The organism is Actinoplanes nipponensis (genome assembly GCF_016862275.1).
GTDB lineage: Bacteria > Actinomycetota > Actinomycetes > Mycobacteriales > Micromonosporaceae > Actinoplanes > Actinoplanes nipponensis.
Genome location: NZ_BOMQ01000089.1, coordinates 79,897 through 106,694, shown reverse-complemented (window position 1 = coordinate 106,694; position 26,798 = coordinate 79,897). Strand labels below are relative to the sequence as shown.

Here is a 26,798-nt window from a genome sequence, read left to right as displayed (position 1 = left end):
GGCCGAGGTGAGCCGTCCCGCCCACCTCGGGCCGCTCGCAGTACGGTGGATCGGCGGCACGCGACGGAGGAGGCAGGGGTTGGCTGAGGCCACGGTTGACCGGCGCAGGCTGGTCCCGCGTACCGATGCGGTGCTCGCCGATCCCCGGCTCGTCGAGGCCGCCGCCCGGCTCGGCCGTGGGCCGGTCAAGGCCGCGGTCGTCGCCGCCCAGCAGCGGGTCCGCGCCGGCGAGCTGGAGCCCGCCCAGGTCGCCGCGGCCGCGGTCGCCGCCCTGCCCGGCACCGCCGGCGGGCTGCGGACCGTGCTCAACGCCACCGGCGTCATCCTGCACACCAACCTGGGCCGGGCCGCCCTGTCGCCGGCCGCCCTCGCCGCGGTCGTCGCCGCCGGCGGGCACACCGACGTCGAGCTGGACCTGGGCACCGGCCGCCGGGCCCGGCGCGGGCGCACCGCGCTGGCCGCGCTGGCCGCCGCGGTGCCCGCCGCCGGGGACGTGCACGTGGTCAACAACGGCGCCGCCGCGCTCGTGCTGGCCGCCACCGCGCTCGCCGCCGGCCGGGAGATCGTGGTCAGCCGGGGTGAGCTGGTCGAGATCGGCGACGGGTTCCGGCTGCCCGACCTGCTGGAGTCGACCGGGGCGCGGCTGCGCGAGGTCGGCACCACCAACCGCACCGCGCGCGCCGACTACGCGGCCGCCGTCGGGCCGGACACCGGTTTCATCCTCAAGGTGCACCCGTCCAACTTCGTGGTGCGCGGGTTCACCCGGGCCGTCGAGGTGGGCGAGCTGACCGGTCTCGGGGTGCCGGTGGTCGCCGACATCGGCTCCGGGCTGCTCGCGCCCGACCCGCTGCTGCCGGCCGAGCCGGACGCCGCGTCCACGCTGGGCGCCGGGGCCGACCTGGTCATCGCCAGCGGCGACAAGCTGCTCGGCGGCCCGCAGGCCGGGCTGCTGCTGGGCGCCGCCGAGCTGGTCGGGCGGCTGCGCCGGCATCCGCTGGCCCGCGCCCTGCGGGTCGACAAGCTGACCCTCGCCGCGCTGCAGGCCACCCTGACCGGCCCGGCCACGCCGACCTGGCAGGCGCTGCGGTACGACCCCGGCGCCCTGCGGGCCCGCACCGAGCAGGCCCGCGCCGGGCTGGCCGACGCCGACGCCGAGCTGGTGGAGTCCGTCGCGGTCGTCGGCGGCGGCGGGGCGCCCGAGCTCGAGCTCCCGTCGTGGGCGCTGTCGCTGCCCGGCCGGTACGCCGAAGCGCTGCGGCTGGGTCCCACCCCGGTGGTCGGCCGGGTCGAGCGGGGCCGGCTCCTGCTGGACCTGCGGTGCGTGCCGGCCGACCGCGACGCCGACCTGGTCGCCGCCGTCCGGGCCGCGGTCGTGGCCGGCCGCGCCGAGGGCCGCTGATGCACGTCCTGGCCACCGCCGGGCACGTCGACCACGGCAAGTCCACGCTGGTCCGCGCGCTGACCGGGATGGAACCCGACCGGTGGGCCGAGGAACGCCGCCGGGGCATGACCATCGACCTGGGCTTCGCCTGGACGTCGCTGCCCTCGGGCGCCACCGTCGCGTTCGTCGACGTGCCCGGGCACGAGCGGTTCGTCGCCACCATGCTCGCCGGGGTCGGGCCGGTGCCGGCCGCCGTCTTCGTCGTCGCCGCGGACGAGGGCTGGCGGGCGCAGTCGGCCGAGCATCTCGCGGCCCTCGACGCGCTCGGCGTACGGCACGGCCTGCTCGTCGTCACCCGCAGCGACCTCGCCGATCCGGGGCCCGCCACCGCGGCGGCCCGCGCCGAGCTCGCCGCCACCTCGCTCGGGGCGGTCGAGGCGGTCGCGGTCAGCGGCGTCACCGGCACCGGGATCGACGCGCTGCGGGCCGCCCTGGACCGGCTCGTCGCCCGGCTGCCCGCGCCCGACGCGGCGGCTCCGGTCCGGCTGTGGATCGACCGCTCGTTCACCGTCCGGGGCGCCGGGACCGTGGTCACCGGCACGCTCGGCGCGGGCGAGCTGCGGGCCGGCGACGAGCTGGAGCTGACCGGGGCCGCCCGGCCGGTGCGGGTGCGCGGGCTGCAGAGCCTCGGCGCCGCGGCCGGGCGGGTCGGCGCGGTGGCGCGGGTGGCGGTCAACCTGCGCGGCGTCGACAAGGAGACGGTCGGCCGCGGCCGGGCGTTGCTGACCCCCGGCCGGTTCCGGCTCACCGACCTGGTCGACGTCCGGGTGCACGGGGACCCGGTGGCCGGGCTGCCCGCGACCGTCACGCTGCACATCGGATCCGCCGCCGTCAGCGCCCGGGTCCGGCCGCTGGGCGCGGACACCGCCCGGCTGCGGCTGCACAGCCCGCTGCCGCTGCGGATCGGGGACCGGGCGCTGCTGCGCGATCCCGGCCGGCACCACGTGGCCGGCGGCGTGACCGTGCTGGACGTCGTACCGCCCGGGCTCGACCGGCGGGGCGCGGCCGCGGCCCGGGCCGCCGTGCTGGCCGAGCTGCCGGGCCGGCCCGACCTGGCCGGCGAGCTGCGCCGCCGGCTGCTGGTACGCCGCGACGACCTGCTCCGGATGGGCGTCGAGGAGCCGGGCGACCCGGTGGCCGGCGACTGGCTCGCGGACCCGGCGCACTGGTCCGGGCTGGCCGGGCGGCTGGCCCGGGAGGTGGACCGGCACGCCCGGGAGCACCCCCTGGAGCCCGGCGCCCCCGTCGAGGCCCTGCGGCGCCGGCTCGGCCTGCCCGACCGGGCGCTGGTCGAGGCCCTCGTGCGCCCGCCGCTGGTGGCGCGGGGCGGGCGCGTCTCCACCGCCGGGGCCGGCGTGCCCGCCGAGCTGGTCGCGGCGGTGGACCGGGCCTTCGACGGGCTGGGCGACCGGCCGTTCGTGGCGCCGGAGGCGTACCGGCTGGCCGAGCTCGGGCTCGGCGCCCGGCAGCTCGGCGCCGCCGTCCGCGCCGGCCTGGTGGTGCAGCTCGCGGACAACGTCGTCCTGCGCGCCGACGCGCCGCGGCGGGCGGCGCAGGTGCTGGCGCGGCTGCCGCACCCGTTCACCGTCAGCGAGGCCCGGCAGGCGCTGGACACCAGCCGCCGGGTCGCCGTGCCGCTGCTGGAGCTGTTCGACAGCACCGGGGTCACCCGGCACACCGCCGACGACCGCCGGGTGGTGGCGGCCGCTGAAGTCGCGCCCCGCTGAGCCGCCGGCCCGTTCAGACCACGAGCAGTCCCAGCCGCGACCCGGAACGCCGCAGCGCGGACACCGCATGGTCCAGCGGCAACCGGCCCGGGGCGCCGGTGCGTCCGTGGCGCAGGCGCAGCACCTCGGAGGCGTGGCTGATCGGCAGCGGCAGCGTCGGATACCGGCTGAGCGCGGTCCGGCTCAGGTGCGGGTGTTGCCCGGCGAAGGTGGTGAGCGCCCGCCACTGCGCGGCCCCGGCGTACGCGTCGCAGATGGTGCCGGGCGGGTCCGGCAGGGCGGTCACGGCGGCGAAGGCCCGGCTGCCGGCCAGCCACCATTCGGCGGCGTCGAGCGCGGGCCGGGCCGCCGACTCGCACCAGTACGGCACCAGCCCCGCGGTCAGCACCTGCCACGGGTCGATCAGCCGGCCGCTCTCCACCACACAGCTGTCGCTGTCGCGGCCGGAGCTGTCCAGCCATTCCCGGTACAGGTCGGCCACGCAGGCGCTGAGCACCTCCGGCCCCGGGTACAGCACCCGGTGCACCGGCCGGGCGGCGTCCGCCCCGAACCGCCGCAGCTCGCTGTCGAGTTCCGGCTCGCCGGCGGTCTCGGCGTAGCGCGGCGGCGTGTCCAGGTGCGGCGTCGACCAGCGGTCCTCGCCCAGGCTCTCCAGCAGCCGCCGGAACGACGGGTTGTCCACCGTCTGGTCCTCGTGCCGCAGCCCGTTGGCCGGGCTGCCCAGCTGGAAGCTGTGCCGGTCGGTCAGCTCCAGCACCGGCCAGGTCCGGGTGTCCCGCAGCGTCAGCGCGGTGCCGCCCGGCCGCAGGCCGGTGTGCAGGAACTCCCGGTACGCGGCGGGCAGCCGCTGCCAGCGCACGTGCAGGGTCACCGTCGCCCCGCACAACGGGCCGCGCCCGGCCGGGTCGTGCACCTGGCGCACGGTCACGCCCGGGTTCCCGGCCAGGATCAGGTCGGCCAGCTGCGCGCCCCACTCCATCGCCGCGGGCCAGTCGCCGACGCTGCCGCCCGGCCACGGCACCCGGACGGTGAAGCCGGTCGGCAGCCAGGGCGCGCCGAGGGCCGCGGCCAGGTGCGCCGCGCTGCCGTGGGCCGACCCCAGCACGACCGCCGGGTACGGCCCGGCCGGGTAGCGCCCGGTGACCCAGCCGGCCACCGCGGCCGCGTCCACCCGGTCCACCTGGGCCAGCGGCACGGCTTCGGCGCAGTCCTCGTACGCCAGCGCCGGGCCCCGCAGGTCGCCCGGCAGGTTGCCGCGCCGGCCCAGCACCGGCACCCGGTCCAGGTCCTCGCAGCCACGCCGCAGCAGGGCCCGGGAGACGGCCTCCAGCAGGGGCCGTTCCGGGCCGTCCGGGCAGACGACGCGCTCGGCGCCGAGAGCGGGCGGCGCCAGTGGATCCGTCACGGCGGGCTCCTTCGGGTGGGGCGTACGGCGGGCAGGGGTGACGGCCGGGGTCGCCGGGCCGCGTCCCACCCGGCCGGCGCCTCGTCCCGTCCCGTCCGCGGCGCCGGCGGCCGCGCGGCGAGTACCCCGGTCCGCGCCGAACATTCGTGGTATCTGCGCCGTCGCCGGCTCAGCTCACGGTCAGGCGGGCCAGCTCGGTCAGGGTGGCCGGGACGTCGCCGGTGCGGCCCAGGATCCGGCGCTGCCGCTCGGCGCCGGTGCCCGTCCGGCGCAACCGCTGCAGCCCGTCGTGCGTGCCGGCCAGGTCGCCGTGCCGGGCCAGGACCGGGGTGACGGCGGCGACCAGCTCACCGACCAGGTCCCAGGCCGGCCGGGCGACGCCGCGGACCGGGTCCAGCAGCGTGCCCGCGAGGCCGGCGTGGGCGGCGTTCCAGTGCGCGGCGCGCAGCACGTGGTCGGGGACCTCCGGGGCCGGCCGCCCGGCCACGACGTCCTCGACGGCGGCGCCGACCAGCCCCCGGATCAGGCCGGCGACCAGCACGGCGTCGTCGACGGTCAGGCCGACGTCGCCGACCCGGACCTCCACTGTGGGCCAGGTGGCGGACGGGCGGGCGTACCAGAGCACCATGCTCTCGTCGAGCATCACGCCCGAGGCGACCAGCGTGCGCACCGTACGGTCGTAGCCGGCGCCCGAGCCGTGCAGCGGCGCCGGTCCCAGGCCGGGCCAGCGCTCCAGCTGCATCGACCGCCAGCTGGCGTGCCCGGTGTCCGCGCCGGAGAACAGCGGCGAGTTGACCGTCAGGGCCTGCACCACCGGCAGCCACACCCGCAGCCGGTCGCAGACCCGGACGGCGAGCTCGCGGTCGCTCACGCCGACGTGCACGTGGCAGCCGCACACCGCCGGGTCGTGGGCGATGGGGCCGTAGTGCCGCCCGATCGCCCGGAACCGGGGGTTGTCGGTGACCGTGCGCCGCGGGTCCGCGATCGGGGTGGCGCCGATCGCGACCAGGGCGGCGCCGGTGGCGGCGGCCGACTCGGCGGCGGCCCGGCGCAGCCCGCCGAGCTGCTCGCGGACCTCGGCCAGCCCGGTGCAGACGCCGGTGACCATCTCCACCATGCTGTGCCGGACCTCCAGCCGGCTCTGCGCCCGGGCCGCGCCGGTGAGGCCGGCCAGCACCTTCTCCACCACCGGGGCGTTCTCCCCGGTGACCGGGTCGAGCAGCAGGAACTCCTCCTCCACGCCCACCGTCAGGACCATCGTCTCCACCGTTCACGCAGGGCGGCGCCGGGCCGCGGGGCGGCCCGGCGGGGGATCGGCGCCGGCCGGCTCAGTCCGGGCGGACGGCGGTGAGCAGGACGACGGCGATGCGCTCGGCGTGCGCGTACGCCGGGCCGTCGAGCTCCTCGCCGTAGACGTCCGGGTCCACCTCACGATAGGACCACCGCAGGTCCGTGCCGGCCAGCACCTCGGCGGCGGCCTGCCGGAACGGGTCCCGCCCGGCCACGATCCCGGTGCCGCTGAACAGCACCAGGGAGCCGCCCGGGGTGAGGCGCTCGGCGGCGGCGCCGAGGACGGCCAGGGGCAGCGCGTGCCCGTGTTCGCCTCCGCCGTCGCGGTAGGCCCGGCCGGCCGGATCGATCATGAACGGCGGGTTGGAGATGATCAGGTCGAAGTCGCCGTCGACGTCGGCGAGCAGGTCGCTGCGGACGGGCCGGACTCCGGGGGTGCCGGCCAGGTCGGTGTTGACCGAGGCGAACCGCAGCGCGGCGTCGTTGACGTCGACGGCCAGCACCTCGGCCTCCGGCGCGCGCTTGGCCACGGTGACCGCCCCGGCCCCGGTGCCGCAGCCCACGTCCACGGCGCGGCGCACCGGTCGCCGGCGGGTCCGCAGCTGGGCGGCCGCGGCGTCCGCCATCCGGTGGGTGTCCGGGCCGAAGAAGACCGCGTCGGCCGCGGTGGTGGGGAAGGACGAGTGCACGAACAGCTCGCCGTCGTACGAGGAGAAGCGCACCCGGCTGCGCCAGCCGTCCCCGTCGCGGTCCAGGACGCCGGCGTCGTCCATGAGCGCGAGGAACGGCCCGGGGAGCACGCCGGGGCCGAACGGCCGGCTCCAGCCGAACACGTCCCGCAGGTCCCGCGCGCGGGCGTGCCCCGCGCGCGCGTTCACCCGTTCGTGGGTGGCTGGTGTAACGGTGGTGAACGCATAACCGCTCTGCTGGAGGAGACGGCCCAGGCGGCGCAGCGCGGTATCGGCCGCGACGTCGGCCGTCGCCCTGGTCCTCGTCTGGTTCGTCGTGGTCATGGGCGCGTGATGCCCGGGAACACGTCAGTCATTCCTGCTGATTTCGTGCGTTTCCCAACGAGGAATGCGACGAATGGTGACGGCAGCGTCGATGACCTGACTCTTCCCGACACTTCGGGCGCTGCCCCATTGCCCGGCCCGGGATCGACCACGACCATCGTCGTCGCCAGCGATGCCGCCGCCGAAAGGACACCACGAGACGTGCAGCCAGACTCCGCCACCCACGGAACGGGCCTCGACGAGCCCGCCACCGTCGACCTCAGTGGCCGGTGCGTCGGCAACTCGTACATCCTGATCTGCCCCGTCGGGCAGGGCGCCACCGGCACGGTGTGGCGGGGGATCGAGCGCACCTCGGGCGAGCAGGTCGCCGTCAAGCTGCTGCACGAGGGCCTGCTGCGCCAGCCGAAACTGGTCACCCGCTTCGTGCAGGAGCGCACGATCCTGATGCTGGTGCGCCACGAGCACATCGTCGGCGTCCGGGACCTGTTCAGCGCCGGCGAGTCGCTCGGCCTGGTGATGGACTTCGTGGCCGGCGGCAGCCTGCGCGAACGGCTGCGCTCGGCGGGCACCCTGGCCGGCGCCGAGGCGGCCCGGCTGCTCGCCCAGGTCGCCGCCGCGCTGGCCGAGGCGCACGCGCTGGGCGTGGTGCACCGCGACGTCAAGCCGGACAACATCCTGCTGCAGACCGTCGACGGGCGCGCCGACTCTCGGCTCACCGACTTCGGCATCGCCCGGGTCGTCGACGCGGCCGGGCTCACCACGCCGCACGCCATCATCGGCACGCCGCACTACATGGCCCCGGAGGTGATCAGCGGCGGCGACGCGGGCCCGGAGGCCGACGTGTACGCCGTCGGCGTGGTCCTCTACGAGCTGCTCACCGGGCGTACCCCGTTCACCGGCGAGCCGCTCGCCGTGCTGCGCCGCCACCTGGACGACGCGGTCACCCGCCCGCCGGGCCTGTCCGACCCGGCCTGGGCGGTGATCGACGCGTGCCTGGACAAGGACCCGCGGCGGCGCCCGCCCGGCGACGAGCTCGCCCCGATGCTGCGCGACCTGGCCCGGATCGCCGCCGGCGAACCGCCCCTGCCCGCGCCGCTGGGCCACGGCGACACCGAGCCCCCGGGCGGGGTGGCCCCACCCGCCCCGCCGCGCCCGGCCGTCGCCCCCCGCCGCCGCCCGCTGAACCGGCCGCGCAGCTGGGTCTGGGGCCGCTCGGGGGCGATCATCGCGCTGATCGCCGGGGCGCTGACCGCCTCCGCGGTCGGCGGCTACACCGTGTGGCAGGCGATCGGCGCGCCGGCCGCCGCCCGCACCAGCGCCGGACCGGCGCCGGCGCAGGCGCTGGGCACCCCCGGGCCGAGCGCCGCGGCGCCGGCCGTGCGGGTGGCGGAGCGGGGCTCGGCCGTCCCGCCGGGCGACGGCGCCCGGTCCTCCGCCGCCCGGTCCTCCGCCGCCGCCGGCGGCCCGGCGAGGGAGTCGCGGCGTCCCCCGGCCGGGCTGCCCGCCGGCGCGCCGGCCGCCGGCGCGTCGGTGGGAGCGGCCGCCGAGGTGGCCTTCGGGCCGTGGCAGTGCGGCGACGAGCTGAACTGGGACATCGGCCATCCGGTGCTGGCGCGGCCCTGCCATGCCGTGGGCGCCGCGATCCGGGTGGTGGGTCACATCGAGGCCGGCCCGGGCGTGCAGGCGGACGTCTCGCTGGCGGTCCGCGAGGCGGGCACCGACGAGGTCGTCGCCGGGCCGTACACCTGCGAGGGCATGATGTTCACCGACTTCGCCCCCGAGCACACCTGCGGGCCGGTGGACCTGGAGGCGCCGCGCGGGCACCGCTACGTCGTGGTCGAGTCCTGGCGGTACACCGGCCGGTCGCTGCTGCCGGGCGGCGAGGCGCAGGGCCGCGAGTTCACCTGGTGAATCCGAGGCTGCGCAGGTAGGACGCGCCGTACTCGTGGACCTCGGCGAGGTTGACCCGGGCGTTGTCAAGCACCTCCAGCACCTGGGTCAGCCCGTACGACGCCTGCAGGAGGGCCTCGGACTGCGTCTCGGCGGCGGACCAGCCGAGCCGGTCGGAGATCGCCTGCAGTTGCTCGATGATCTCCGCCACTGTGTGGTGCGAAGCCGCGAAGTGGTCGAGGCACGCTTCGATCTCCACCTTGAGCTCGCCCAGCGTGGAGAAGACCTCGGTCTCGTGGAAGTCGTCGTCTCCGCCGCCCCGCGACCACAGCGGCGGGTCGTCTGGATCACTAGGAGTAGGCACGTCCTCACGCTAAGTGTGAGTCGGTCTGCCGGTCCATGACGCCATCGTGACGGCACGATCCTGCACAGAGACGGCCCGCTGGCGTCCGCCACGAGCATCGGCAAGGATCAGCGGGCACTCGGTCCGGACGCTCGGAGGTCGACGTTCCATGCAACTGCGGATCGCCGTCGCCGATCCCCTGCCGGTGTTCCGTCACGGCGTCCGGCGAATTCTGCACGACGCCGGCTTCGAGTCTGACGCGCCAGAGGACCTCGCCGGCTGGGTCCGCGACGAGCAGGTCCGGGCCGTGGTCCTGACCATCCGGTCGGAGACCGACTGGGAGCTGCTGGAGGAGCTGCACCACAGCCGGTCGGAGGTCGTGCTGGTCGCCCTGCTCGACCAGGTGTCGGTCGCCGCGTCGGTGCGGGCGCTGCGCGCCGGGGCGGCCTGCGTGGTCGCCCGCGATGCCAGCCCGTCGGCCCTGAGCGAGGCTTTCGCCGCGGCGGTACGGGGCCAGAGCCTCGTGCCCGTCGAGGTCCTGCGCGCCCTGTCCCGGCCACCGGAGCCCGCATCGGACCGGCCGACGCCGGACCAGCGCAAGTGGCTGCGCGGCCTGGCCGCCGGCCGGACCGTCGGTCAGATCGCCGTCGAGGCGGGGTACTCCGAGCGGATGATGTTCCGGCTGTTGCGTGAGCTCTACACCCGGCTGGGCGCAGAGAACCGCACCGACGCCATCGTCAGGGCTCAGGCGCGTGGCTGGCTCTGATCACCCGAGCAGGTCCCGCAGGCGGGGGAGCACCCGATCGGACTCCTCGGCGGTGAGGGCCGCGAACAGCACCTGCCGCCGCCGGGCCGCGCCGGGAACGTCGTGGTCCACCGCGATCGCCCGGCGGTACGCCGCGACGGCCGCCTCCTCGTCGCCGCCGTCCTGCAGCGCCAGCCCGGCCAGGGCCAGACCATGCGTCTCGTGCAGCCGGTAGGAACCGGGTTGACGGTCCAGCAGATCCCTCGCGCGCTGCGCGGCCTCCCGGAACGCGGCCGCGGCGAGCCGGTCGTCGCGGCCGGTCCGGTAGGCGGCCACTCCCTTCACGGCGATCGCTTCGGCGACCAGCGGGTTCCGCCGGAACCGGGCGGCCACCCGCGCCGCCACCAGGGCCGGCTCGATCTCGCCGCGCCACAGCCGCACCGTGGCCAGCGTCGTTCCCGCCGTCCGGGTCAGCTCCGGGCTGCCCACCCGGGTGCCCACGCGGTACGCCGCCGCCGCGGCGGCCAGCGCGTCCTCGCGGCGGTCGCGGAGCATCCACGCGCGCGCCAGCACCTCGTCGCACCGAGCGCCGAGCACGTCGGCCCCGGCGCGCCGGGCGGTGTCGCCGGCTTCCCGGGCCAGCTCCAGGCAGCCGCGTTCGCCCAGCTCCAGTCGGATCGCCGCCTCGCTGAGCCGGAGCCGTACCCGGAGCAGTTCGGAGCCGGACGCGTCCCCGCCGACGGCCTGGCGCGCGGTCCCGATGCCGTCCAGCGCCGCGGTGAAGTCACCGGTCTCGGCCCGGCACAGGGCCAGCCCGGCCCAGGCCGCGGCGATCATCCGATGCCCGGCCGGCGCCGCCCGGAGCGCGTCGCCGTACCGGGCCGCGGCCCGCCGGACCTCCCCGGCCCGGAAGTGGTAGCCGCCCAGCTGGACCAGCAGGGTCAGCTGGTTGTCGGTGCTGCGCAGCGCGTTGTTCAGCCTTCCGGCCGCGTAGAGCGTCAGGATGGCCTGGTCCAGCCGGCCCTGGTGCGCCAGCGCCCGGCCCAGCAGGGCAGCGTTCTGCACCTGCTCGCCCAGGTCGGTGAGCTCGCCGGACAGCCGGCGCAGCCAGGGCGTCAGCACGTCACTGTGGCCCCACTCCTTCAGGTGGCGTTCGTCGAGGTCCGTCATGAGGGCCAGCGCATGGGACGCGTTGCCGGCGGAGACGTGCAGGTCGATGGCGTCGAGCGCATCCGCCAGATCGGCCAGGCAGCCGGCCGGCCGGCCCCGCGCGGCGGCCTCGAGGAACCGGGCGGCGTGCCGGCGCCGCTCGGCCAGGGTCCCGGGCGCGAGGGCGACCGTCAGTCGCTCCGCCTCCGCGGCGGGCAGGTGGTGACGATCGCCGTGCCGGCGGACGACGCGCCGCCGGACGAGTTCGGCCAGGATCGCGCCGACCTCCGGTTCCGGCAGCTCGGCGAGGTGAGCCACCGCGTCGGCGCGGGCGGGGCGGCCGTAGACCGCCAGCGCCTGCAGCACGCCGGCCCCGGCCTCGTCGAGGCTGTCCAGCAGCGCGGCCTCCAGGCCCGGGGGACCGGCCCCCGCGGGGAGCGGGTCGTAGGCCGGCGGGGACTGGCCGGCCCGGATCCCGTAGATCAGCTCGGCCGACCGCGGCCGCCCCCCGGTCACCCGCTGCAGCTCGGGTTCCGGCAGCGTGGCGAGGCCCACCGCGCGGGTGGCCTCCAGGTCGGCCAGCAGACGGCCGAAGAACGGCGAAGGCAGGCCCTCGGCCACGCGGACGCGGGCCAGACCGCGCAGCGGCAGGGGTTCGGCCGTGACGAACAGGAGCTGGACCCGGTGCCCGTGGTGGCCGGCCAGCTCGGCGAGGAGCAGGCCCAGCCCGTCGTCCGGCAGCGCGCCGCCGGAGAGCAGTTCCTGCGCGTCGTCGACGACGAGGAGCACCGGTTGCCGGCCGAGCCGGTCGAGCACCTCGTCCAGGCGGGTGAGCAGGTCCATCTCCGGGCCGGCCAGCCGTTCGAGCAGCCGGTCGTGGTCCTCGGGATCGGGCACGGCGCGGGCCAGGCTCTCCAGGACCGAGTTCACGGTCACGGCCGGGTTGCCGGTGGCGGTCAGGTATCTCGCCGTCCGCTCCCGGGCGAGGTCGTGAGCGAGTTGCACGGCGATGGCCGTCTTGCCGATGCCGGGTTCGCCGTACAGCTCGATCGCCACGGTGCCGGGCTGCGCCAGGGCCGCCTTCAGGTCGTCGAGAACGCCGACGCGGTCCTGCACCGGCACCGGCACGAAGTCGGGGAGGGCCGGGACGTCCGGCGGGGGCCGCGTCGGGCCGGCGCCGCCGGTCCGGTCGCGGGCGAGCCGCTCCTTGATGTGCCGGGCCAGCTCGGCGATCGTCTGCTTCACCAGTGGCGACGCGATCGACCGGCGGCTCAGGGCGGTGAGGTCGGGCATGGTGCGGCCGGACAGCAGGTCGGCGACGGCGTCGGCGCCCCGGAGCCGCTTGTCGGTGACGGCGTCGGTCTGGACGAGGTGCACCGGCAGGATCAGGTCGGCGCGGCCCCGGCGCTGCTCGGCCCGCCGGAACAGCTCGACCTCCTCCCGGCAGTATCCGCTGCCCAGGAACGACGGTGTCACGATCGGGATGAGGAACCGGGCGCCGCCCACCGCCGCCTCGATGACCTCCTGCCAGTTGTCGCCCCAGAGCATCGTCTGGTTGTCCTGGAAGATCGTGAAAGGCTCGCCGGTCTGCAGGCGCACCTCGTCGGCCAGCCGGTTGCGGAAGCCGGTGATGAATTTGTTCAGGATCCGGTCGTCCTCGCGGGCGTAGCTGAGGAACGCGTCCGGCATGTCTTCGGGCTGCACACCGCGATCCTGAACCCGGCTGTTCGTCGATGTCCATCGATCTGTCTGATGGTGCACGAGACCGTTACGCACCGTGGCCGCAGGCGCTAGTCTGCTCCCCCTGGGGCGCCTGGGCCGGTGGCCGCGCCGGAAGGCTTCACCCCTCCCGGCGCGGCCCCGCTCGGCGGGGCCCGGTCGTCCACCCCGGGTCGCGTCGGCGACCGCTTCCCGCCCTCATGATCCCCCTGGCCATGAGAGCCCGTACCGCCCGGCCGGCCCTGGTCCGTGGCCGGCTGACCCCCGTCGCTCCCCAATAGAGCATCGCCGCCGGTCCCGGGCCAGAAGTCGACCGGCATCGATTGCGCAAGTGGGCAGTGAGCGGCGATGCTGATCGGCATCGGGCCCGGACCCGGCTTGCGCACGAGCGCAACGTCGAGTCCCGCGGGCCTTGCCCGCACCGTCGCGGGCGTGATGCAGTCGCGGCCGAACGGGGGTACGGGCAGTGGGTGACAGGCGATGACGAGGGCCACCACGGTCATTGCGCCATTGGGCCGGTGGGGACTGTCCCCGCACGCGGACCTGGTCTACCGGACCCTGACCCTGTCCGGACCGGCCACCGGCGCGCAGCTGTCCCGCCAGGTCGACGTGCCCGAGGCGCGGATCGGTCGCGCCGTGGAGGAGCTGTTCGCCGTCGGCGCCGTCCGGCCCGGCTACCACGGCCGGGAGCGCGTCTGGTCGGCCGTCGAGCCCGGCCGGGTCACCGCGCTGCTGCAGCGCCGCCGCCACCCTGCCGCGGTCGGCGAGGTGTACCAGCGGCACCTGGCCACGGTCGCCGGCCTCCACCTCGACCGGATCCCGCCGGGCCTGCTGCGCCGGCTGCCCACCCGGCAGGCCACCCGCGGCCGGATCGCCGAGCTCGCCGCGGCCGAGCGGCACGAGCATCTGGCCATCAACACCGAGGACGTCATCAGCCCGGACGCCGTGGCCGCGGCCGACCCCGTCGACCGGGCCCTGCTCGCCCGCGGCGTGCGCCTGCGCACGCTCGGGCGGCCGCGGCGGGGTGTCACCTGGCGGGAGCCGCTGCCGGGCAGCGAGCACCGCGAGGCCGAGAGCCTGCCGCTCAAGCTCATGGTGTTCGACCGCCGGGCGGCCATCTTCCCCGCGGACCCCGCCGACTTCGAGGCCGGGGCGGTGGAGGTGGCCGACCCCGACGCCGTCGACCGGCTGGTCCAGGTCTTCTGCCGGCTCTGGGTCACTGCCGCCGATCCTCAGCGACAAGGGGTGCCACCCATCATGCTCACCACCCGCGAGCAGGCCATTCTCGACATGCTGGCCGCCGGCCACAGTGAACAGACCGCCGCCCACGAGCTCGGTCTCAGCCGGCGGACCGTGGTCTACGCCCTGCGCGGCCTCATGGACCGTCTCGGTGTCGAGAACCGCTTCCAGCTCGCGCTCGTCCTCGGCGCCGCGCACGCGATCGCCGTACCGTCCCCCGCCGTCCCGGCCACCCACCCCGTCGAGGAGTCCCGATGATGAGCCCGCGCACGCTGTCCGCCGCCGCCCTGGCGGCCGCCCTGCTCGCCGTGGCGCCGGCCGCACCGGCCGCGGCGGCGGTCCCGGCCGGCGGGACGACGGCGCCGCCGCCGGTCGTCAGCCCCCTGGTCGTCCACCCGGGGACGCCTTACCCCGGGGGCGTCGTCGACGAGCCGAACGGCAACTGCGGCACCTGCTTCTGAGCCGGCCGGCCGTCACAGCGCCGGCGGCGTGAAGCGCTCGCCGTACGTCTTGGCCAGCTCGGCCGCCCGCGCCGCGAAACCGGCCGGCCCGCCCGGGTACTGCCGGACGTAGCGCAGCACGCCGCCGGTCCAGGCCGGGAAGCCGATGCCGAGCAGCGAGCCGATGTCGCCGTCGGCCTCCGAGCGCAGCACGCCCTCGTCGCGGCAGCGCAACGCGTCCAGCGCCTCCGCGAACATCATCCGTTCCTGCAGGTCGATCAGCGGGATCGCGCGGCCCTCGGCGGTGGCCAGGGCGGCCAGGCCGGCCCAGAGCCGGCCGCGGCGGCCGGCGTCGTAGTCGTAGAAGCCCCGGCCGGCCGCGCGTCCGGGCCGGTCGTGCTCGTCCAGCATGCGGTCCACGACCGCGTGCCCGGGCAGCACCGGGAAGTCGTCGCCGGCGGCGGCCTCGAACTGGCGCCGGATGCGCTGGATCAGGCTCAGCGACACCTCGTCGGCCAGCGCCAGCGGCCCGGTCGGGTAGCCCGCCTGCAGCGCCGCCTGCTCGATCGACGGCGCCGGCACGCCCTCGGCCAGCATGGTGACCGCCTCGTCGAGGAACCGCCCGATGACCCGGCTGGTGAAGAAGCCCCGGCCGTCGTTGACCACGATCGGGGTCTTGCCGATCCGCCGGGCCAGGTCGAACGCCCGGGCCAGGGCCGCGTCGCCGGTCCGCTCGCCGACCACGATCTCCAGCAGCGGCATCCGGTCCACCGGCGAGAAGAAGTGCATGCCGATGAAGTCCGCCGGCCGGCGCACCCCGGCGGCCAGGCCGGTGATCGGCAGCGTCGAGGTGTTCGAGGCGAGCAGGGCGTCCGGGGCGAGCACCGGCTCGGCCTCGGCGAACACCGCGTGCTTGAGCGCCGGGTCCTCGAAGACCGCCTCGATGACCGCGTCGCAGCCGGTCAGCGCGGCGACATCGGCGGTGGCGGTGATCCGGGCCAGCACGGCCGCGGCGCGCTCGGCGTCCAGCCGCCCCTTGGCGACCTCGCGGGACAGCAGCTTCTCGGCGTGCCCGCGGCCCCGCGCGGCGGCCTCGGCGGTGACGTCCTTGAGCACGACGTCCAGCCCGGAGCGGGCGCACGCGTACGCGATCCCGGCGCCCATCATCCCGGCGCCGAGCACCGCCACCCGGGTCACCGGGGCGACCTCGACGGCGGGCCGGCTCGCGCCGCCGTTGACCGCCCGCAGGTCGAAGAAGAACGCGCCGATCATGTTCTTGGCGATCTGCGAGGTCAGCAGCGACACCAGGTAGCGCGTCTCCACCCTCAGCGCGGTGTCCACATCGACCTGGGTGCCCTCGACCGCCGCGGCCAGGATCGCCTCGGGCGCCGGCAGGCGGTTGCCCTTCAGCTGCTTGCGCAGGTTCGCCGGGTACGCCGGCAGCTGCGCGGCCAGGGCCCGGCCACCGCCGGGGATCCGGTACCCGGGCCGGTCCCAGGGCTGGGCCGCGTCCGGGTGGGCGGCGATCCAGGCCCGCGCGCCGGCCAGCATCTCCTCGGGGGTGCCCACGACCTCGTCCACCAGCCCGGCGGCCCGGGCGGCGGCGGGACGGAACTGCCGTCCGGTCAGCAGGATCCTGGTCAGGGCGTCGGCCAGGCCGAGCATGCGGACGGTGCGGGTCACGCCGCCGGCGCCGGGCAGCAGCCCGAGGGTGACCTCCGGGAAGCCGATCCGGGCGCCCGGCGCGTCCAGCGCGATCCGGTGATGGCAGGCCAGCGCGATCTCCAGCCCGCCGCCCAGCGCCGAGCCGTTCACCGCGGCGACCACCGGGCGGCCCAGCCGCTCGAGCCGGCGCAGGTCCGCCTTGATGGTGGTGAGCAGCGCGGTGAGGGCGGGCGCGTCGGCCGGCGTCGCCTTGATCATCTCGGGCAGGTCGCCGCCGGCGAAGAACGTCGGCTTGGCGCTGGTGACGATCACGCCGGTGAGCTCGTCCCGCTCGGCCTCGAGCCGGTCCACGGCCGCGGTCATCGACGCGGCGTAGGCCCGGCTCATCGTGTTGGCCGACTGACCGGGATCGTCCAGGGTGAGCGTGACGACACCGCCGGCGTCGCGGTCGTACCGGATCGTGCCCGTCATGCTGGGCCTGCCTTCGTCATGCCCTCGTGGCAGTCGGTCATGACAACCTCTCGATGATCGTGGCGACGCCCATGCCGCCGCCGATGCACAGGGTGACCAGGGCCCGGCGCAGGTCCCGGCGTTCCAACTCGTCCAGCGCGGTGCCCAGCAGCATGGCCCCGGTGGCGCCGAGCGGGTGGCCCAGCGCGATCGCGCCGCCGTTGACGTTCACCCGCTCCGGGTCCAGGCCCAGGTCGCGGGTGTACTTGAGGACCACTGCGGCGAACGCCTCGTTGATCTCGAACAGGTCGATGTCCTCGACGCCCAGCCCGGCGGTGGCCAGCGCCTTGCGGGTGGCCGGGATCGGGCCGGTGAGCATGAGGGTCGGGTCGGCCCCGCTGACCGCCGCCGCGACGATCCGCCCGCGCGGCGTCAGCCCGAGCTCCCGCCCGGCGGTGTCGGAGCCGATCAGCACCAGCGCCGCGCCGTCCACGATGCCCGAGGAGTTCCCGGCGTGGTGGACGTGGTCGATCTCCTCCAGCCAGTGGAACTTCTGCAGCGCCACCGCGTCGAAGCCGCCCTGCTCGCCGATCGCCGCGAAGGACGGGCTGAGCTTGCCCAGGGCGGCCCGGGTGGTGTCCGGCCGCAGGTGCTCGTCCGCGGCCAGGATCACCCCGCCGGTACGGTCGCGCACCGGCACCACCGAGCGGGCGAAGTGCCCGCCGGCCCACGCCTTGGCCGCGCGTTCCTGCGAGCGCAGCGCGTAGGAGTCGACGTCGTCGCGGCCGAAGCCCTCCAGGGTGGCGATCAGGTCGGCGCTGATGCCCTGCGGCACGAACGAGGTGGCCAGGGCGGTCTCCGGGTCCATCGCCCAGGCGCCGCCGTCGGAGCCCATCGGCACCCGCGACATCGACTCGACCCCGCCGGCCAGCAGCAGGTGGTCCCAGCCGGACCGTACCTTGGCCGCCGCGATGTTGACCGCCTCCAGCCCGGAGGCGCAGAAGCGGTTGAGCTGGACGCCGCCGACGTGGTCGGGCAGCCCGGCCAGCAGCCCCGCGGCCCGCGGCAGGTCGCCGCCCTGCTCGCCGACCGGCGTGACGATGCCCATCACCAGGTCGTCCAGCCGGTCGGTGTCGAAGCCGGGCAGCCGCTCGCGCAGCGCGTCGATCAGGCCGACGGTCAGCGTGATCGGCTTGACGCCGTGCAGGGAACCGGTGGCGCGGCCACGGCCGCGGGGGGTGCGCACGGCGTCGTAGACGTACGCCTGACCGTCAGAGGGCACGGGCGATCAGCTCCTTCATGATCTCGTTGGTGCCGCCGTAGATCTTCTGGGCGCGGGCGTCGGCGTACATCTGGGCGATCGGGTACTCGGTGGTGTAGCCGTAGCCGCCGAACAGCTGCAGGCAGCGGTCGACCACCTCGCACTGGCCCTCGGTGAGCCAGTACTTGGCCATCGCGGCGGTGGCCACGTCCAGCTCGCCGCGGACGTGCCGGGCGATGCAGTCGTCCAGGAAGACCCGGCTCGCGCGGGTCCGGGTGGCGCACTCGGCGAGGACCATGCGGGTGTTCTGGTGGCCGATCAGCGGCTTGCCGAAGGCGGTGCGCTCCTTGACGTACGCCACGGTCAGCTCGATCGCGCGTTCCATGGCGGCGACCGCGCCGATGCCGATCACCAGGCGTTCCTGGGGGAGCTGGCCCATCAGCTGGGCGAAGCCCAGGCCCTCGGCGCCGCCGAGCAGGTTGGCGGCGGGCACCCGGAAGTCGTCGAAGAACAGCTCGGCCGTGTCGTTGCCCTTGAGGCCGATCTTGGAGAGCAGCCGGCCGCGGCGGAAGCCCGGGCTGTCCTCGCCGACCTCGCAGACGAGCAGCGAGACGCCGGCGGCGCGCTGGGCCGGGTCGGTCTTGGCGGCCAGGATGACGAGGTCGGCCAGCCCGCCGTTGCTGATGAAGGTCTTCGCGCCGGAGACCAGGTAGTCGTCGCCGTCGCGCACCGCCCGGGTGCGCATGGCCTGCAGGTCGGAGCCACCGTCGGGCTCGGTCATCGCGATCGCGCCGATCAGCGTGCCGTCGCACAGGCCGGGCAGCCAGCGCCGCTTCTGCTCCTCGGTGCCGTAGGCGACCAGGTAGCCGGTGACGATGCCGCTGTGCACGGCGAGCCCGAGGCTGCTGTCGCCCGCGCGCATCTGCTCGTCGAGCAGCACGGCCTCGTGGGAGAAGCCGCCGCCCCCGCCGCCGTACTCGGCCGGGACGGAGAGGCCGAGCAGGCCCAGCTCACCCGCCCGGCGGTAGTGCTCGCGGTCCGGATGGCCCTGGGCGAGCACCCGGGCGGTGTGCGGCAGGACCTCCTTGGCGAAGAAGGCGCGGACCAGATCGGCGAGCTCGTCGTGCTCCGGCTCGCGCCACGGTGAGGCTCCCGGCGTCGGCATGGTTCCACCCTGGCGAGTTATTGGCGGACTGTCAATAGTTCGGCGCAGCGGGCCGGGTCGTCCGCGAAGGGCAGGTGCCCGCACCCCGGCAACACCACGTGCCGGGCGGCCGGGAGCTCCGCCCGGGCCCGCGCGGCCTGGCGGCGGTGCGGCAGGACCAGGTCCCGCGTACCCCAGGCGATCGTGACCGGGATGCCGCCGAGCGCGCCGGGATCGGCCCCGACCGGCAGCCGCCAGACGCCGAACGCCCGCCGGGCGGCGGCGAAGCCGGGCGCGCGCGACAGGGCCCGGGCCGAGCCCAGGCAGTCCTCGGGCGACAGCCGGCCGGGGCGGCCGTAGAAGATCCCGCAGAGCGCGACGCGGCCGGCCCGGGTGGCGAAGAGGCGGGGGAGCGCGGGGGCGAGCGCGGTGCTCAGCCCGCGCGCCCCACCGACCACCGTCTGGCACCAGCGCCGGCTCACCGGACCCCAGAACCCGACCGGCGCGAACGCGGTGACGGCCGCCGCCCGGCCGCGCCGGCCCAGCTCCAGGGCTATGCCACCGCCGAGGGAGCTGCCGGCCAGCTCGGGGCGCGCGAGGCCGAGCTCGTCGAGGAAGGCGGCCACCAGATCGGCCAGGTGACCGACGGACCCGGGCGGCGCGCCGGCCGGCGGGAGGTCGCCGGGCGCGGATGGGTGGCCGGGAGCCGGCTGATCCACCGGGGGCCACAGCGGGGACTCCCCGAAGCCCGGCAGGTCCAGGGCGATGACCTCGCGATGCCGGGCGAGCTCGCCGAGCACCGGCTCCCACACCTGCCGCCGGCTGCCGATACCGTGGATCAGGACCAGTGGCGGACCGCTGCCGCGGCGCTCGTGAGCCAGCATCCCCGCACTCCTTATTGACAGCCCGACAATAACGGTGCCACGGTAACTCATGACGTACGACTACGACGTCCTGGTCATCGGCTCCGGCTTCGGCGGGGGCGTCACCGCGTTGCGCCTGACCGAGAAGGGCTACCGGGTCGGCGTCCTGGAGGCGGGCCGCCGCTTCACCGACGAGCAGTTCGCCAAGACCTCCTGGCGGCTGCGCGATTACGTGTACGCCCCCGCCCTCGGCTGCTACGGCATCCTGCGCCTGACCCTGCTGCACGACGTGCTGGTGATGTCCGGCGCCGGCGTGGGCGGCGGCTCCCTCGGCTACGCCAACACGCTCTACGAGCCGCCGGACGCGTTCTTCGCCGACCCGCAGTGGGCGCCCATCACCGACTGGAAGACCGAACTCGGCCCCTACTACGACCAGGCCAAACGGATGCTCGGCGTGGTCACCAACCCGGTCGAGACGTTCGCCGACGTGACGCTGCGGGCGGTCGCCGAGGATCTGGGGGTGGCGCACACGTACCGGCGTACCCCCGTGGGTGTGCTCTTCGGCGAGCGGCCCGGCGCCGCCGTGCCGGACCCCTTCTTCGGCGGCGCCGGACCGGCCCGGCGCACCTGCACCTCGTGCGGCGCCTGCATGACCGGCTGCCGGGTGGGGGCCAAGAACACGGTGGTCAAGAACTACCTTCACCTGGCCGAGGCGGCCGGCGCGGCGGTCCATCCGCTGACCACGGTGGTCGCGGTCCGGCCGCGGCCGGACGGGGGGTACGACGTGGACACCCGCGCCACCGGCGGCGTGCGCCGGCGGGCCCGCCGTTTCACCGCCGCCCAGGTGGTCTTCGCCGCCGGCGCGCTCGGCACCCAGCGGCTGCTGCACCGGATGCGCGACCGCGGGCTGCTGCCGGCGGTCTCCGCCCGGCTCGGCGAGCTGAGCCGGACCAACTCCGAGTCCATCCTGGGCGCCCGCACCCGCCGCCGCGACCTCGACGTGAGCCGGGGCGTGGCGATCACCTCGTCCATCCACCCCGACCCGGTCACCCACGTCGAGCCGGTCCGCTACGGCCGCGGCAGCAACCTGCTGGCCCTGCTGGCGACCGTGCTGGTGGACGACACCGGCGGCCGCCGGCGCTGGGTGGCCGGCCTCCGCGAGCTCGCCCGCGGCTGGCGCGACCTGCGCCTGCTGGCCGTGCCCCGGCGCTGGTCGCAGCAGACCATCGTGCTGCTGGCGATGCAGCCGCTGGACAACTCGGTCACGGTGCACACCGCCCGGACGTGGCTGGGCCGCCGCCGGCTGACCACCCGGCCGGGCATCGGCGAGCCGAACCCGGCCTGGGTGCCGGCCGCGCACGACGTGGCCCGCCGGGTCGCCGCGAAGATCGACGGGGTGCCGCTGGGCGCGGTCACCGAGCTGGCCGGCCGGCCGGTGACCGGCCACTTCATCGGCGGCTGCGCCATCGGCACGGACCCCGCGACCGGCGTGGTCGACGCCTACCAGCGGCTGTACGGCCACCCCGGCCTGCACGTGATCGACGGCTCGGTGGTCGCCGCCAACCTGGGGGTCAACCCGTCGCTGACGATCACCGCGCTGGCGGAACGGGCGGTCGCGCTGTGGCCCAACGCCGGCGAGCCGGACCCGCGGCCGGTCCTCGGAGCGCCGTACGCCCGGGTTGCGCCGGTCGCGCCGCGGTCCCCGGCGGTTCCGGCGTCGGCGCCCGGCGCGCTGCGGCTGGGATGAGCCCCCGGCCACGCCCCGGCGGGCTCCGAGCGTCCCTCCGAGCTGCCGGCGGATAGGGTCGGGCGGTGACTGTCGACGCGGCGCAGGGGCGCAGACGGCTGGAGCCGGACGTCCGGCGCGGGCAGATCCTGACCTGCGCGGTCCGGCTGTTCGGCGAGCGGCCGTACGCCGAGGTGTCCACCACCGACATCGCCCGGGCCGCCGGTGTCGCCCGCGGTCTGATCAACCACTACTTCGGCACCAAGAAGGATCTCTACCTCGAGGTCATCCGGGTGATGCTGACCATCCCCGAGGTGGCCGTGCAGAGCCTGCCCGCCGGCGACCTGCGCACCCGGGTCGACGCCAGCGTGGCCTGGTTCCTGGACGTGGTGTCCCGGCACAGCACCTCGTGGCTGGCCGCGGCGACCGCCGCCGGCACCGGCCGCGACCTCGACGTGGAGCGGGTGCTGACCGAGGCGGAGGACACCGCGGCCGACTACGTGCTCATCGCGGTCGGGCTGGCCGAGGAGGCCGAGCACCGCGAGGAACTGCGCGGGATGATCCGGGCGTACGTGGGGATGGCCACCGCCACCGCCAAGGAGTGGCTCAACCGCGACGCCCTGACCCGCGCCCAGGTGCACCTGCTGCTCGCGACGACCCTGCTGGCCATCGTGGAGCAGGTGTTCCCGACCGTCGTGGCGCCGCCGCGCTGAGCCTATTGGCAACCCGCCAACAGCTTGCTAACGTTCGGCGGCATGACAGGCAACGGGGGCTGAGATGGCGCCCCGGATCGCGATCATCGGTGCCGGCTTCGGCGGGGTGGCGGTCGCCGCGGCGCTGCGGCGGGCCGGTTTCCACGACTTCGTGCTGCTGGAGAAGGCGGAACGGCCGGGCGGGGTGTGGCGGGACAACGCGTACCCGGGCTGCGCCTGTGACGTGCCCGCGCCGCTCTACTCCTTCTCCTTCGCCCCCAACCCGGGCTGGTCCCGGCGTTTCCCGCCGCACACGGAGATCCTCGAGTACCTGGACCGGTGCGTCCGCGACCTGGGGCTGACCCCGCACCTGCGCCTGGGCACCGAGGTGACCGGCGCGCAGTGGGACGAGGCGGGGTCGCAGTGGACGCTGGACCTGTCCGACGGCACCCGGCTGACCGCCGACGTGCTGGTGCCGGCGGTGGGCCAGCTGTCGCGGCCGGTCGTGCCCCGGCTGCCCGGTGCCGAGCTGTTCCGCGGGCCGGCCCTGCACACCGCCCGCTGGGACCCGGCGCTGCGGATCGCCGGGAAGCGGGTGGCGGTCGTCGGCACCGGCGCCAGCGCCATCCAGCTCGTCCCCGCGATTGCCGGCACCGCCGCACAGGTCGTGGTCTTCCAGCGCACCGCGCCGTGGACCCTGCCCAAGCCGGACCGCCGGTACGGCCGGCTGCGCCAGGCGCTGTACCGCCGGGTGCCCGCGCTGATGCGCCCGCCGCGGGCCGGCACCTGGGCGATGACCGTCTTCACCGGCGCGGCCCTGCTCGGCAACCGGTTCGCCGGCGCGTTCCTGCGGACCGCCTCGCGGGCCCAGCGCCGCTGGCAGGTCCGCGACCCGCGGCTGCGGGCCCTGGTCACCCCGGACGAGCCGATGGGCTGCAAGCGGGTGCTGTTCACCAGCGCCTGGCTGCCCACCCTGGCCCGGCCGGACGTCGAGCTCGTGACCACGCCGATCGACGCGGTCACCCCGACCGGGATCCGTACCGCCGACGGCGCCGAGCACCCGTGCGACGTGCTCGTCTACGGCACCGGCTTCGCGGCCACCGACTTCCTCACCCCGATGCGGGTCACCGGGCGGGGCGGCGAGCGGCTCGACGAGGTGTGGCGCGACGGCGCACACGCGTACCTGGGCATGGCCGTGCCCGGCTTCCCCAACATGTTCCTGGTGTACGGGCCGAACACCAACACCGGCAACACCTCGGTGGTGTACTTCCACGAGGCGCAGGCCCGCTACATCGTCCAGGCGGTACGCGCCCTGGCCGCCGGGTCACCGCCGCTGGACGTACGCCCGGACGTGGCCGCCGCCTACGACGCCGAGCTGCAGTCCCGCCTGGCCGGCAGCGTCTGGACCGCCTGCAACAGCTGGTACCGCACGCCCAGCGGCCGGGTCGTCACGAACTGGCCCGGGATGGCCGGGGAGTACCGCCGCCGCACCGCGCGCCTGCGCCCGGGGGACTACCGTCCGACCGCCCCGGCGGCACGCCCGTGACGCGGTCCCGGCCCCGTCGCGGCGTGGCCGGCGGGCGGGGATCAGGGCCAGGTGGCGGCGGAGGCCGGCGCCGCGGCGCCGAAGCGCAGCCGGAAGTCGGTGAGCGTGACGGTCAGCAGGGGTCGCCGCCCGGCGAGGTGGCCCAGCGGGCCGCCCGCCTCGATCCGCCACGTGGCGGATCCCAGCCGCAGACCCGCTCGTCCACGCACCGGGGTGCGGACCACGCTCCCGGCCAGGGCCTGCGCCACCGACAGCGGCGTCGGCCAGCGCCCGGGCAGCCGCGGGCCGCGCCGGACCGCGGCCGAGGCGATCGGGGCCGGCCGGTCGCCGGGCTCCGGCCCGGTGCTGGCCGCCGCGACCAGGTGGCCGTCCGGCGCGGTCCGCAGCTCGAGCTCGGCCAGGTCCTTGGGGATGCCCCACAGCTCCCGGCCGCCGTCGCGCGAGGCCACGCTGTCCACCCAGATCCGGGTGATGCTGACCCGCGGCCGGCCCCGCTCGTGCACCAGCACGGCCGCGAGCAGCTCGCGGTACTCCAGGACGCCGCCCGGCTCATAGCTCACCCAGGCCGCGCCGACCAGCGCGCGGCCGCCGAAGGGGATGGGCCGCACCGCGGCCGCGAGCGGCGGGGGCAGCGCTGGCAGGTCGGCGCGGGGCACCGCGAAGACCGAGAGGTGGAGCTGGCCGCGCAGGTCCCACGGCTGGGGTGGATACATGGACGCGAGCCTCCCGGTCGGCGGGATCGACGAGGCTCATCCTAAGGGAGTGCGACGCTCGGAGGTACGGATGCCGGAGGGACAGGGGCCGCTGCACGGGCTCAAGGTGGTCGAGCTGGCCGGGATCGGGCCCGGCCCGTTCGCCGCGATGCTGCTGGCCGACCTGGGCGCGGACGTGGTGCGGGTGGACCGGCCCGGCCCGGGCTCGCCGCTGACCGTGGAGCCGCGGTTCGACCTGCTCAACCGCGGCAAGCGGTCGATCGCCGTGGACCTCAAGACCGCCCGGGGCCGGGAGCTGGTGCTGGCCCTGGCCGGGCGGGCCGACGCGGTCATCGAGGGCTTCCGGCCCGGGGTCGCCGAGCGGCTCGGCGTCGGCCCGGACGCGGCGCTGGCCCGCAACCCGCGGCTGGTCTACGGGCGGATGACCGGCTGGGGCCAGGACGGGCCGCTCGCCGCCAGCGCCGGGCACGACATCACCTACCTGGCGATCACCGGCGCGCTGCACGCCGTGGGCCGGGCCGGGGGACCGCCGCAGGTGCCGGTCAACCTGCTGGGCGACTTCGCCGGCGGGTCGCTCTACCTGGTGGTCGGCCTGCTGGCCGCGCTGCGCGAGGCCGGCCGGACCGGCCGCGGCCAGGTGGTCGACGCCGCGGTGACCGACGGCGCGGCCCACCTCACCACCCTGCTGCACGGCCTCGGCGCGGCCGGCCAGTGGCGCGACGAGCGCGGGGTGAACCTGCTCGACACCGGCGCCCCGTTCTACGACGTCTATCCGGCCGCGGACGGCCGGCACCTCGCGGTCGGCGCGCTGGAGCCGCAGTTCTACGCCGAGTTCATCCGCCTGCTCGACCCCGGCGACGACCTGCCGAAGCAGTACGACCGGGCCCGCTGGCCCCAGCTGCGGGCCCGGATCGCCGCCGCGTTCGCCACCCGCACCCAACGGGAGTGGGCCGAGGTGTTCGAGGGCACCGAGGCCTGCGTCGCCCCGGTGCTGTCGCTCACCGAGGCGGCCGGCCATCCGCACCTGGCCGGCCGGGGCACGTTCGCCCGGGTCGGCGGGGTGGTGCAACCGGCCGCGGCCCCGCGGTTCTCGGCGACCCCGCCCGGGCCGCCCGGTGCGCCCACCCGGCCCGGCGAGCACTCCCGCGAGGTGCTCGCCGACTGGGACCTGGGCGCCCCGGACGACTGGCTCGAGCCCTGACGGGATCGGCCCGTCTCTATGGTTCACCCGGCCCGAGCAGGCGTACCGTGAAGGTGTCGCTCGGATCACGGCGACGCCGGGCTCCGCGGGACGGGGAGTCCCCCGCCGGCCGCAGCGACGGCACCGCCGTTCACGCCGCGGCAGCCGGGCCGCGGCCCGTCGTTCCAGGGGGACCGTGATGAACACCGAGAGCACGCACGACGACGCGGAACTGCCGGGCCGGGATCACGGCGCGTTCGGGCCGGGCGCGGGCAGCCGGTGCTGGCCGCTGCCCTCGGACAGCGAGGAGGCCCAGCTCGCCCTGCCGGACGGTGACCCGGGCGCCGACGAGGCCGCGCTGGCCGGGTCCGTGCACGCCCGCCGCCGCCCGCACCGGGCGGACCGGGGCCGGCTGGTGCGCGCGGTGCGGCCGCTCGTCCCGCTCGAACCGGCGGACCTCGCCGCGGTGGGCTTCGACGAGCAGCGCGCCGCCTCGCTGGCCTGCGCCGAGCCCGGGGCGCCCGGGCCGCGCACCGCCTACGAGTGCATCGCCGCGATCTGCGCGGCCGAGCGGGCGGCCGCCTGAGCCGCCCGGGGACCGCCGCGGCCGGTGGCGGATTCCGTGTGCGACTCGCCGGCTCGTGCCGGCGTATCGTTGGCCGTGTTCCCCGCACCGGCTCCGGTGGCCCTCGTCCCTGCCTCACCTGCGCTCTGTTCCAGGACCCGTGCCCGACGACGCTCATCCATGACAGGAAGTCCGATGGCACGTTCGACCACGACGAGCACCCCGGCGGCCTCGCCCCGGCTCTGGCTCGAGTCCCCCCGCACCCCCAGTCCCGTCGTGCACGGCTGCTGGTGGCCCCGGTCCGCCGACCCGGCCGCCGAGCTGCCCGCCCTGGTGCTCGCGCTCGACGCCCTGGGCAGCCCGATCGTCCGGGTCCGGGTCAGCGCCGCCGGCTGGAGCCGCCGCCCGCACGAGGTCGACGTGGCCGGCCGCCCGGTCACCGTCGGCTACTTCTCCGGCCAGTCCACCGGCCTGCTGACGGCGAGCTGCGCCGGCGGCGGCGCGCTGGCCGTCCGCGTCGTGCCCTGGGCCGGCCCCCGCGAGGCGGACTGGGACGTCCCGGAGAGCCGCGCCGCCGCCTCCTGACCGCGCG

General features: G+C 76.4%; 22 protein-coding genes. 12 read left to right on the top strand and 10 right to left on the bottom strand.

Annotation, left to right across the window (positions count from 1 at the left end):
• Window positions 1–79 precede the first annotated feature (79 nt).
• Together selA and selB are read left to right on the top strand one after the other, a co-directional pair.
• Window positions 80–1,399 (top strand): L-seryl-tRNA(Sec) selenium transferase, encoded by a 1,320-nt coding sequence (gene selA / locus Ani05nite_RS36645; RefSeq protein ID WP_203776109.1) that lies wholly within the window; start codon window positions 80–82, stop codon window positions 1,397–1,399.
• The gene (gene selB, locus Ani05nite_RS36640) at window positions 1,399–3,168 is read left to right on the top strand and encodes a selenocysteine-specific translation elongation factor (protein ID WP_203776106.1); all 1,770 of its coding nucleotides are present in this window, start codon (window positions 1,399–1,401) and stop codon (window positions 3,166–3,168) included. The genes selA and selB overlap by 1 nt, the downstream gene beginning before the upstream one ends.
• Before the next feature lie 13 nt (window positions 3,169–3,181).
• Here selB and Ani05nite_RS36635 read toward each other — a convergent pair whose 3' ends face one another.
• From Ani05nite_RS36635 to Ani05nite_RS36625, 3 genes are all read right to left on the bottom strand, one after another.
• Window positions 3,182–4,573: a hypothetical protein gene (locus Ani05nite_RS36635; protein ID WP_203776104.1), complete on the bottom strand. Its 1,392-nt coding sequence runs from the start codon at window positions 4,571–4,573 to the stop codon at window positions 3,182–3,184.
• A 169-nt stretch (window positions 4,574–4,742) separates the two neighbouring features.
• Window positions 4,743–5,831 (bottom strand): carboxylate-amine ligase, encoded by a 1,089-nt coding sequence (locus Ani05nite_RS36630; protein WP_203776102.1) that lies wholly within the window; start codon window positions 5,829–5,831, stop codon window positions 4,743–4,745.
• A 70-nt stretch (window positions 5,832–5,901) separates the two neighbouring features.
• Window positions 5,902–6,876, bottom strand: a complete 975-nt coding sequence (locus Ani05nite_RS36625; RefSeq protein WP_203776100.1) for a methyltransferase — start codon at window positions 6,874–6,876, stop codon at window positions 5,902–5,904.
• A 201-nt stretch (window positions 6,877–7,077) separates the two neighbouring features.
• On the opposite strand from Ani05nite_RS36625, the gene Ani05nite_RS36620 reads away from it, so the two are divergent.
• Complete coding sequence (locus tag Ani05nite_RS36620) at window positions 7,078–8,787, top strand: serine/threonine-protein kinase (protein WP_203776098.1); 1,710 nt, start codon at window positions 7,078–7,080, stop codon at window positions 8,785–8,787.
• Here the strand turns inward: Ani05nite_RS36620 and Ani05nite_RS36615 are convergent.
• A complete protein-coding gene (locus Ani05nite_RS36615; RefSeq protein ID WP_203776096.1) occupies window positions 8,777–9,130 on the bottom strand; it encodes a hypothetical protein in 354 nt (117 codons plus the stop codon). The genes Ani05nite_RS36620 and Ani05nite_RS36615 overlap by 11 nt on opposite strands.
• A gap of 148 nt (window positions 9,131–9,278) precedes the next feature.
• Here Ani05nite_RS36615 and Ani05nite_RS36610 point away from each other — a divergent pair, with 148 nt between their 5' ends.
• Window positions 9,279–9,875 carry a helix-turn-helix domain-containing protein gene (locus tag Ani05nite_RS36610; RefSeq protein WP_203776095.1) on the top strand — a complete coding sequence of 199 codons (597 nt, stop codon included), beginning with the start codon at window positions 9,279–9,281 and terminating at the stop codon, window positions 9,873–9,875.
• Here Ani05nite_RS36610 and Ani05nite_RS36605 read toward each other — a convergent pair whose 3' ends face one another.
• Window positions 9,876–12,707, bottom strand: coding sequence for an AAA family ATPase (locus Ani05nite_RS36605; RefSeq protein ID WP_203776094.1), 2,832 nt, complete (start codon window positions 12,705–12,707; stop codon window positions 9,876–9,878).
• A gap of 495 nt (window positions 12,708–13,202) precedes the next feature.
• Here Ani05nite_RS36605 and Ani05nite_RS36600 point away from each other — a divergent pair, with 495 nt between their 5' ends.
• Window positions 13,203–14,219 carry a helix-turn-helix transcriptional regulator gene (locus tag Ani05nite_RS36600; protein WP_203776093.1) on the top strand — a complete coding sequence of 339 codons (1,017 nt, stop codon included), beginning with the start codon at window positions 13,203–13,205 and terminating at the stop codon, window positions 14,217–14,219.
• The gene (locus Ani05nite_RS36595) at window positions 14,216–14,422 is read left to right on the top strand and encodes a hypothetical protein (protein WP_203776092.1); all 207 of its coding nucleotides are present in this window, start codon (window positions 14,216–14,218) and stop codon (window positions 14,420–14,422) included. Before Ani05nite_RS36600 ends, Ani05nite_RS36595 begins: the two co-directional genes overlap by 4 nt.
• Window positions 14,423–14,434: 12 nt before the next feature.
• On the opposite strand, the gene Ani05nite_RS36590 is transcribed toward Ani05nite_RS36595, so the two are convergent.
• Genes Ani05nite_RS36590 through Ani05nite_RS36575 form a run of 4 tightly spaced genes read right to left on the bottom strand, consistent with a single transcriptional unit; the run spans window position 14,435 to window position 19,805 of the window.
• Window positions 14,435–16,537 carry a 3-hydroxyacyl-CoA dehydrogenase NAD-binding domain-containing protein gene (locus Ani05nite_RS36590; RefSeq protein ID WP_203776091.1) on the bottom strand — a complete coding sequence of 701 codons (2,103 nt, stop codon included), beginning with the start codon at window positions 16,535–16,537 and terminating at the stop codon, window positions 14,435–14,437.
• A gap of 37 nt (window positions 16,538–16,574) precedes the next feature.
• Window positions 16,575–17,798 carry an acetyl-CoA C-acetyltransferase gene (locus Ani05nite_RS36585; RefSeq protein WP_203776089.1) on the bottom strand — a complete coding sequence of 408 codons (1,224 nt, stop codon included), beginning with the start codon at window positions 17,796–17,798 and terminating at the stop codon, window positions 16,575–16,577.
• On the bottom strand, window positions 17,788–18,942 hold the full coding sequence (locus Ani05nite_RS36580) for an acyl-CoA dehydrogenase family protein (protein WP_203776087.1): 1,155 nt from the start codon (window positions 18,940–18,942) through the stop codon (window positions 17,788–17,790). The genes Ani05nite_RS36585 and Ani05nite_RS36580 overlap by 11 nt, the downstream gene beginning before the upstream one ends.
• Before the next feature lie 17 nt (window positions 18,943–18,959).
• Window positions 18,960–19,805, bottom strand: a complete 846-nt coding sequence (locus Ani05nite_RS36575; protein ID WP_239131007.1) for an alpha/beta fold hydrolase — start codon at window positions 19,803–19,805, stop codon at window positions 18,960–18,962.
• A 49-nt stretch (window positions 19,806–19,854) separates the two neighbouring features.
• On the opposite strand from Ani05nite_RS36575, the gene Ani05nite_RS36570 reads away from it, so the two are divergent.
• The 3 genes from Ani05nite_RS36570 to Ani05nite_RS36560 all read left to right on the top strand — a co-directional run bounded on the left by Ani05nite_RS36570 (window position 19,855) and on the right by Ani05nite_RS36560 (window position 23,748).
• A complete protein-coding gene (locus Ani05nite_RS36570; RefSeq protein WP_203776085.1) occupies window positions 19,855–21,531 on the top strand; it encodes a GMC family oxidoreductase in 1,677 nt (558 codons plus the stop codon).
• 65 nt (window positions 21,532–21,596) lie between these two features.
• A complete protein-coding gene (locus Ani05nite_RS36565) occupies window positions 21,597–22,223 on the top strand; it encodes a TetR/AcrR family transcriptional regulator (RefSeq protein ID WP_203776083.1) in 627 nt (208 codons plus the stop codon).
• A 64-nt stretch (window positions 22,224–22,287) separates the two neighbouring features.
• Entirely contained in the window at window positions 22,288–23,748 is a 1,461-nt protein-coding gene (locus Ani05nite_RS36560) for a flavin-containing monooxygenase (RefSeq protein ID WP_203776081.1), read from the top strand.
• A gap of 41 nt (window positions 23,749–23,789) precedes the next feature.
• Here Ani05nite_RS36560 and Ani05nite_RS36555 read toward each other — a convergent pair whose 3' ends face one another.
• The gene (locus tag Ani05nite_RS36555; RefSeq protein ID WP_203776079.1) at window positions 23,790–24,461 is read right to left on the bottom strand and encodes an acetoacetate decarboxylase family protein; all 672 of its coding nucleotides are present in this window, start codon (window positions 24,459–24,461) and stop codon (window positions 23,790–23,792) included.
• Between the two features lie 70 nt (window positions 24,462–24,531).
• Between Ani05nite_RS36555 and Ani05nite_RS36550 the strand changes: the two genes are divergently transcribed.
• The 3 genes from Ani05nite_RS36550 (at window position 24,532) to Ani05nite_RS36540 (ending at window position 26,791) form a co-directional block, all read left to right on the top strand.
• Complete coding sequence (locus Ani05nite_RS36550) at window positions 24,532–25,662, top strand: CaiB/BaiF CoA transferase family protein (RefSeq protein WP_203776148.1); 1,131 nt, start codon at window positions 24,532–24,534, stop codon at window positions 25,660–25,662.
• A 178-nt stretch (window positions 25,663–25,840) separates the two neighbouring features.
• Window positions 25,841–26,227 (top strand): hypothetical protein, encoded by a 387-nt coding sequence (locus tag Ani05nite_RS36545; protein ID WP_203776077.1) that lies wholly within the window; start codon window positions 25,841–25,843, stop codon window positions 26,225–26,227.
• 174 nt (window positions 26,228–26,401) lie between these two features.
• Window positions 26,402–26,791, top strand: a complete 390-nt coding sequence (locus Ani05nite_RS36540) for a DUF5994 family protein (RefSeq protein WP_203776075.1) — start codon at window positions 26,402–26,404, stop codon at window positions 26,789–26,791.
• Window positions 26,792–26,798 lie beyond the last annotated feature (7 nt).

Coding starts and splice junctions, on each gene's coding strand:
- Ani05nite_RS36625 (WP_203776100.1), bottom strand. CDS start 6,876: ATGACCACGACGAACCAGACGAGGACCAGGGCGACGGCCGACGTCGCG.
- Ani05nite_RS36600 (WP_203776093.1), top strand. CDS start 13,203: ATGACGAGGGCCACCACGGTCATTGCGCCATTGGGCCGGTGGGGACTG.
- Ani05nite_RS36575 (WP_239131007.1), bottom strand. CDS start 19,805: ATGCTGGCTCACGAGCGCCGCGGCAGCGGTCCGCCACTGGTCCTGATC.
- Ani05nite_RS36590 (WP_203776091.1), bottom strand. CDS start 16,537: ATGACGGGCACGATCCGGTACGACCGCGACGCCGGCGGTGTCGTCACG.
- Ani05nite_RS36555 (WP_203776079.1), bottom strand. CDS start 24,461: ATGTATCCACCCCAGCCGTGGGACCTGCGCGGCCAGCTCCACCTCTCG.
- Ani05nite_RS36570 (WP_203776085.1), top strand. CDS start 19,855: ATGACGTACGACTACGACGTCCTGGTCATCGGCTCCGGCTTCGGCGGG.
- Ani05nite_RS36560 (WP_203776081.1), top strand. CDS start 22,288: ATGGCGCCCCGGATCGCGATCATCGGTGCCGGCTTCGGCGGGGTGGCG.
- Ani05nite_RS36540 (WP_203776075.1), top strand. CDS start 26,402: ATGGCACGTTCGACCACGACGAGCACCCCGGCGGCCTCGCCCCGGCTC.
- Ani05nite_RS36595 (WP_203776092.1), top strand. CDS start 14,216: ATGATGAGCCCGCGCACGCTGTCCGCCGCCGCCCTGGCGGCCGCCCTG.
- Ani05nite_RS36610 (WP_203776095.1), top strand. CDS start 9,279: ATGCAACTGCGGATCGCCGTCGCCGATCCCCTGCCGGTGTTCCGTCAC.
- Ani05nite_RS36630 (WP_203776102.1), bottom strand. CDS start 5,831: ATGGTCCTGACGGTGGGCGTGGAGGAGGAGTTCCTGCTGCTCGACCCG.
- Ani05nite_RS36550 (WP_203776148.1), top strand. CDS start 24,532: ATGCCGGAGGGACAGGGGCCGCTGCACGGGCTCAAGGTGGTCGAGCTG.
- selB (WP_203776106.1), top strand. CDS start 1,399: ATGCACGTCCTGGCCACCGCCGGGCACGTCGACCACGGCAAGTCCACG.
- Ani05nite_RS36580 (WP_203776087.1), bottom strand. CDS start 18,942: ATGCCGACGCCGGGAGCCTCACCGTGGCGCGAGCCGGAGCACGACGAG.
- Ani05nite_RS36545 (WP_203776077.1), top strand. CDS start 25,841: ATGAACACCGAGAGCACGCACGACGACGCGGAACTGCCGGGCCGGGAT.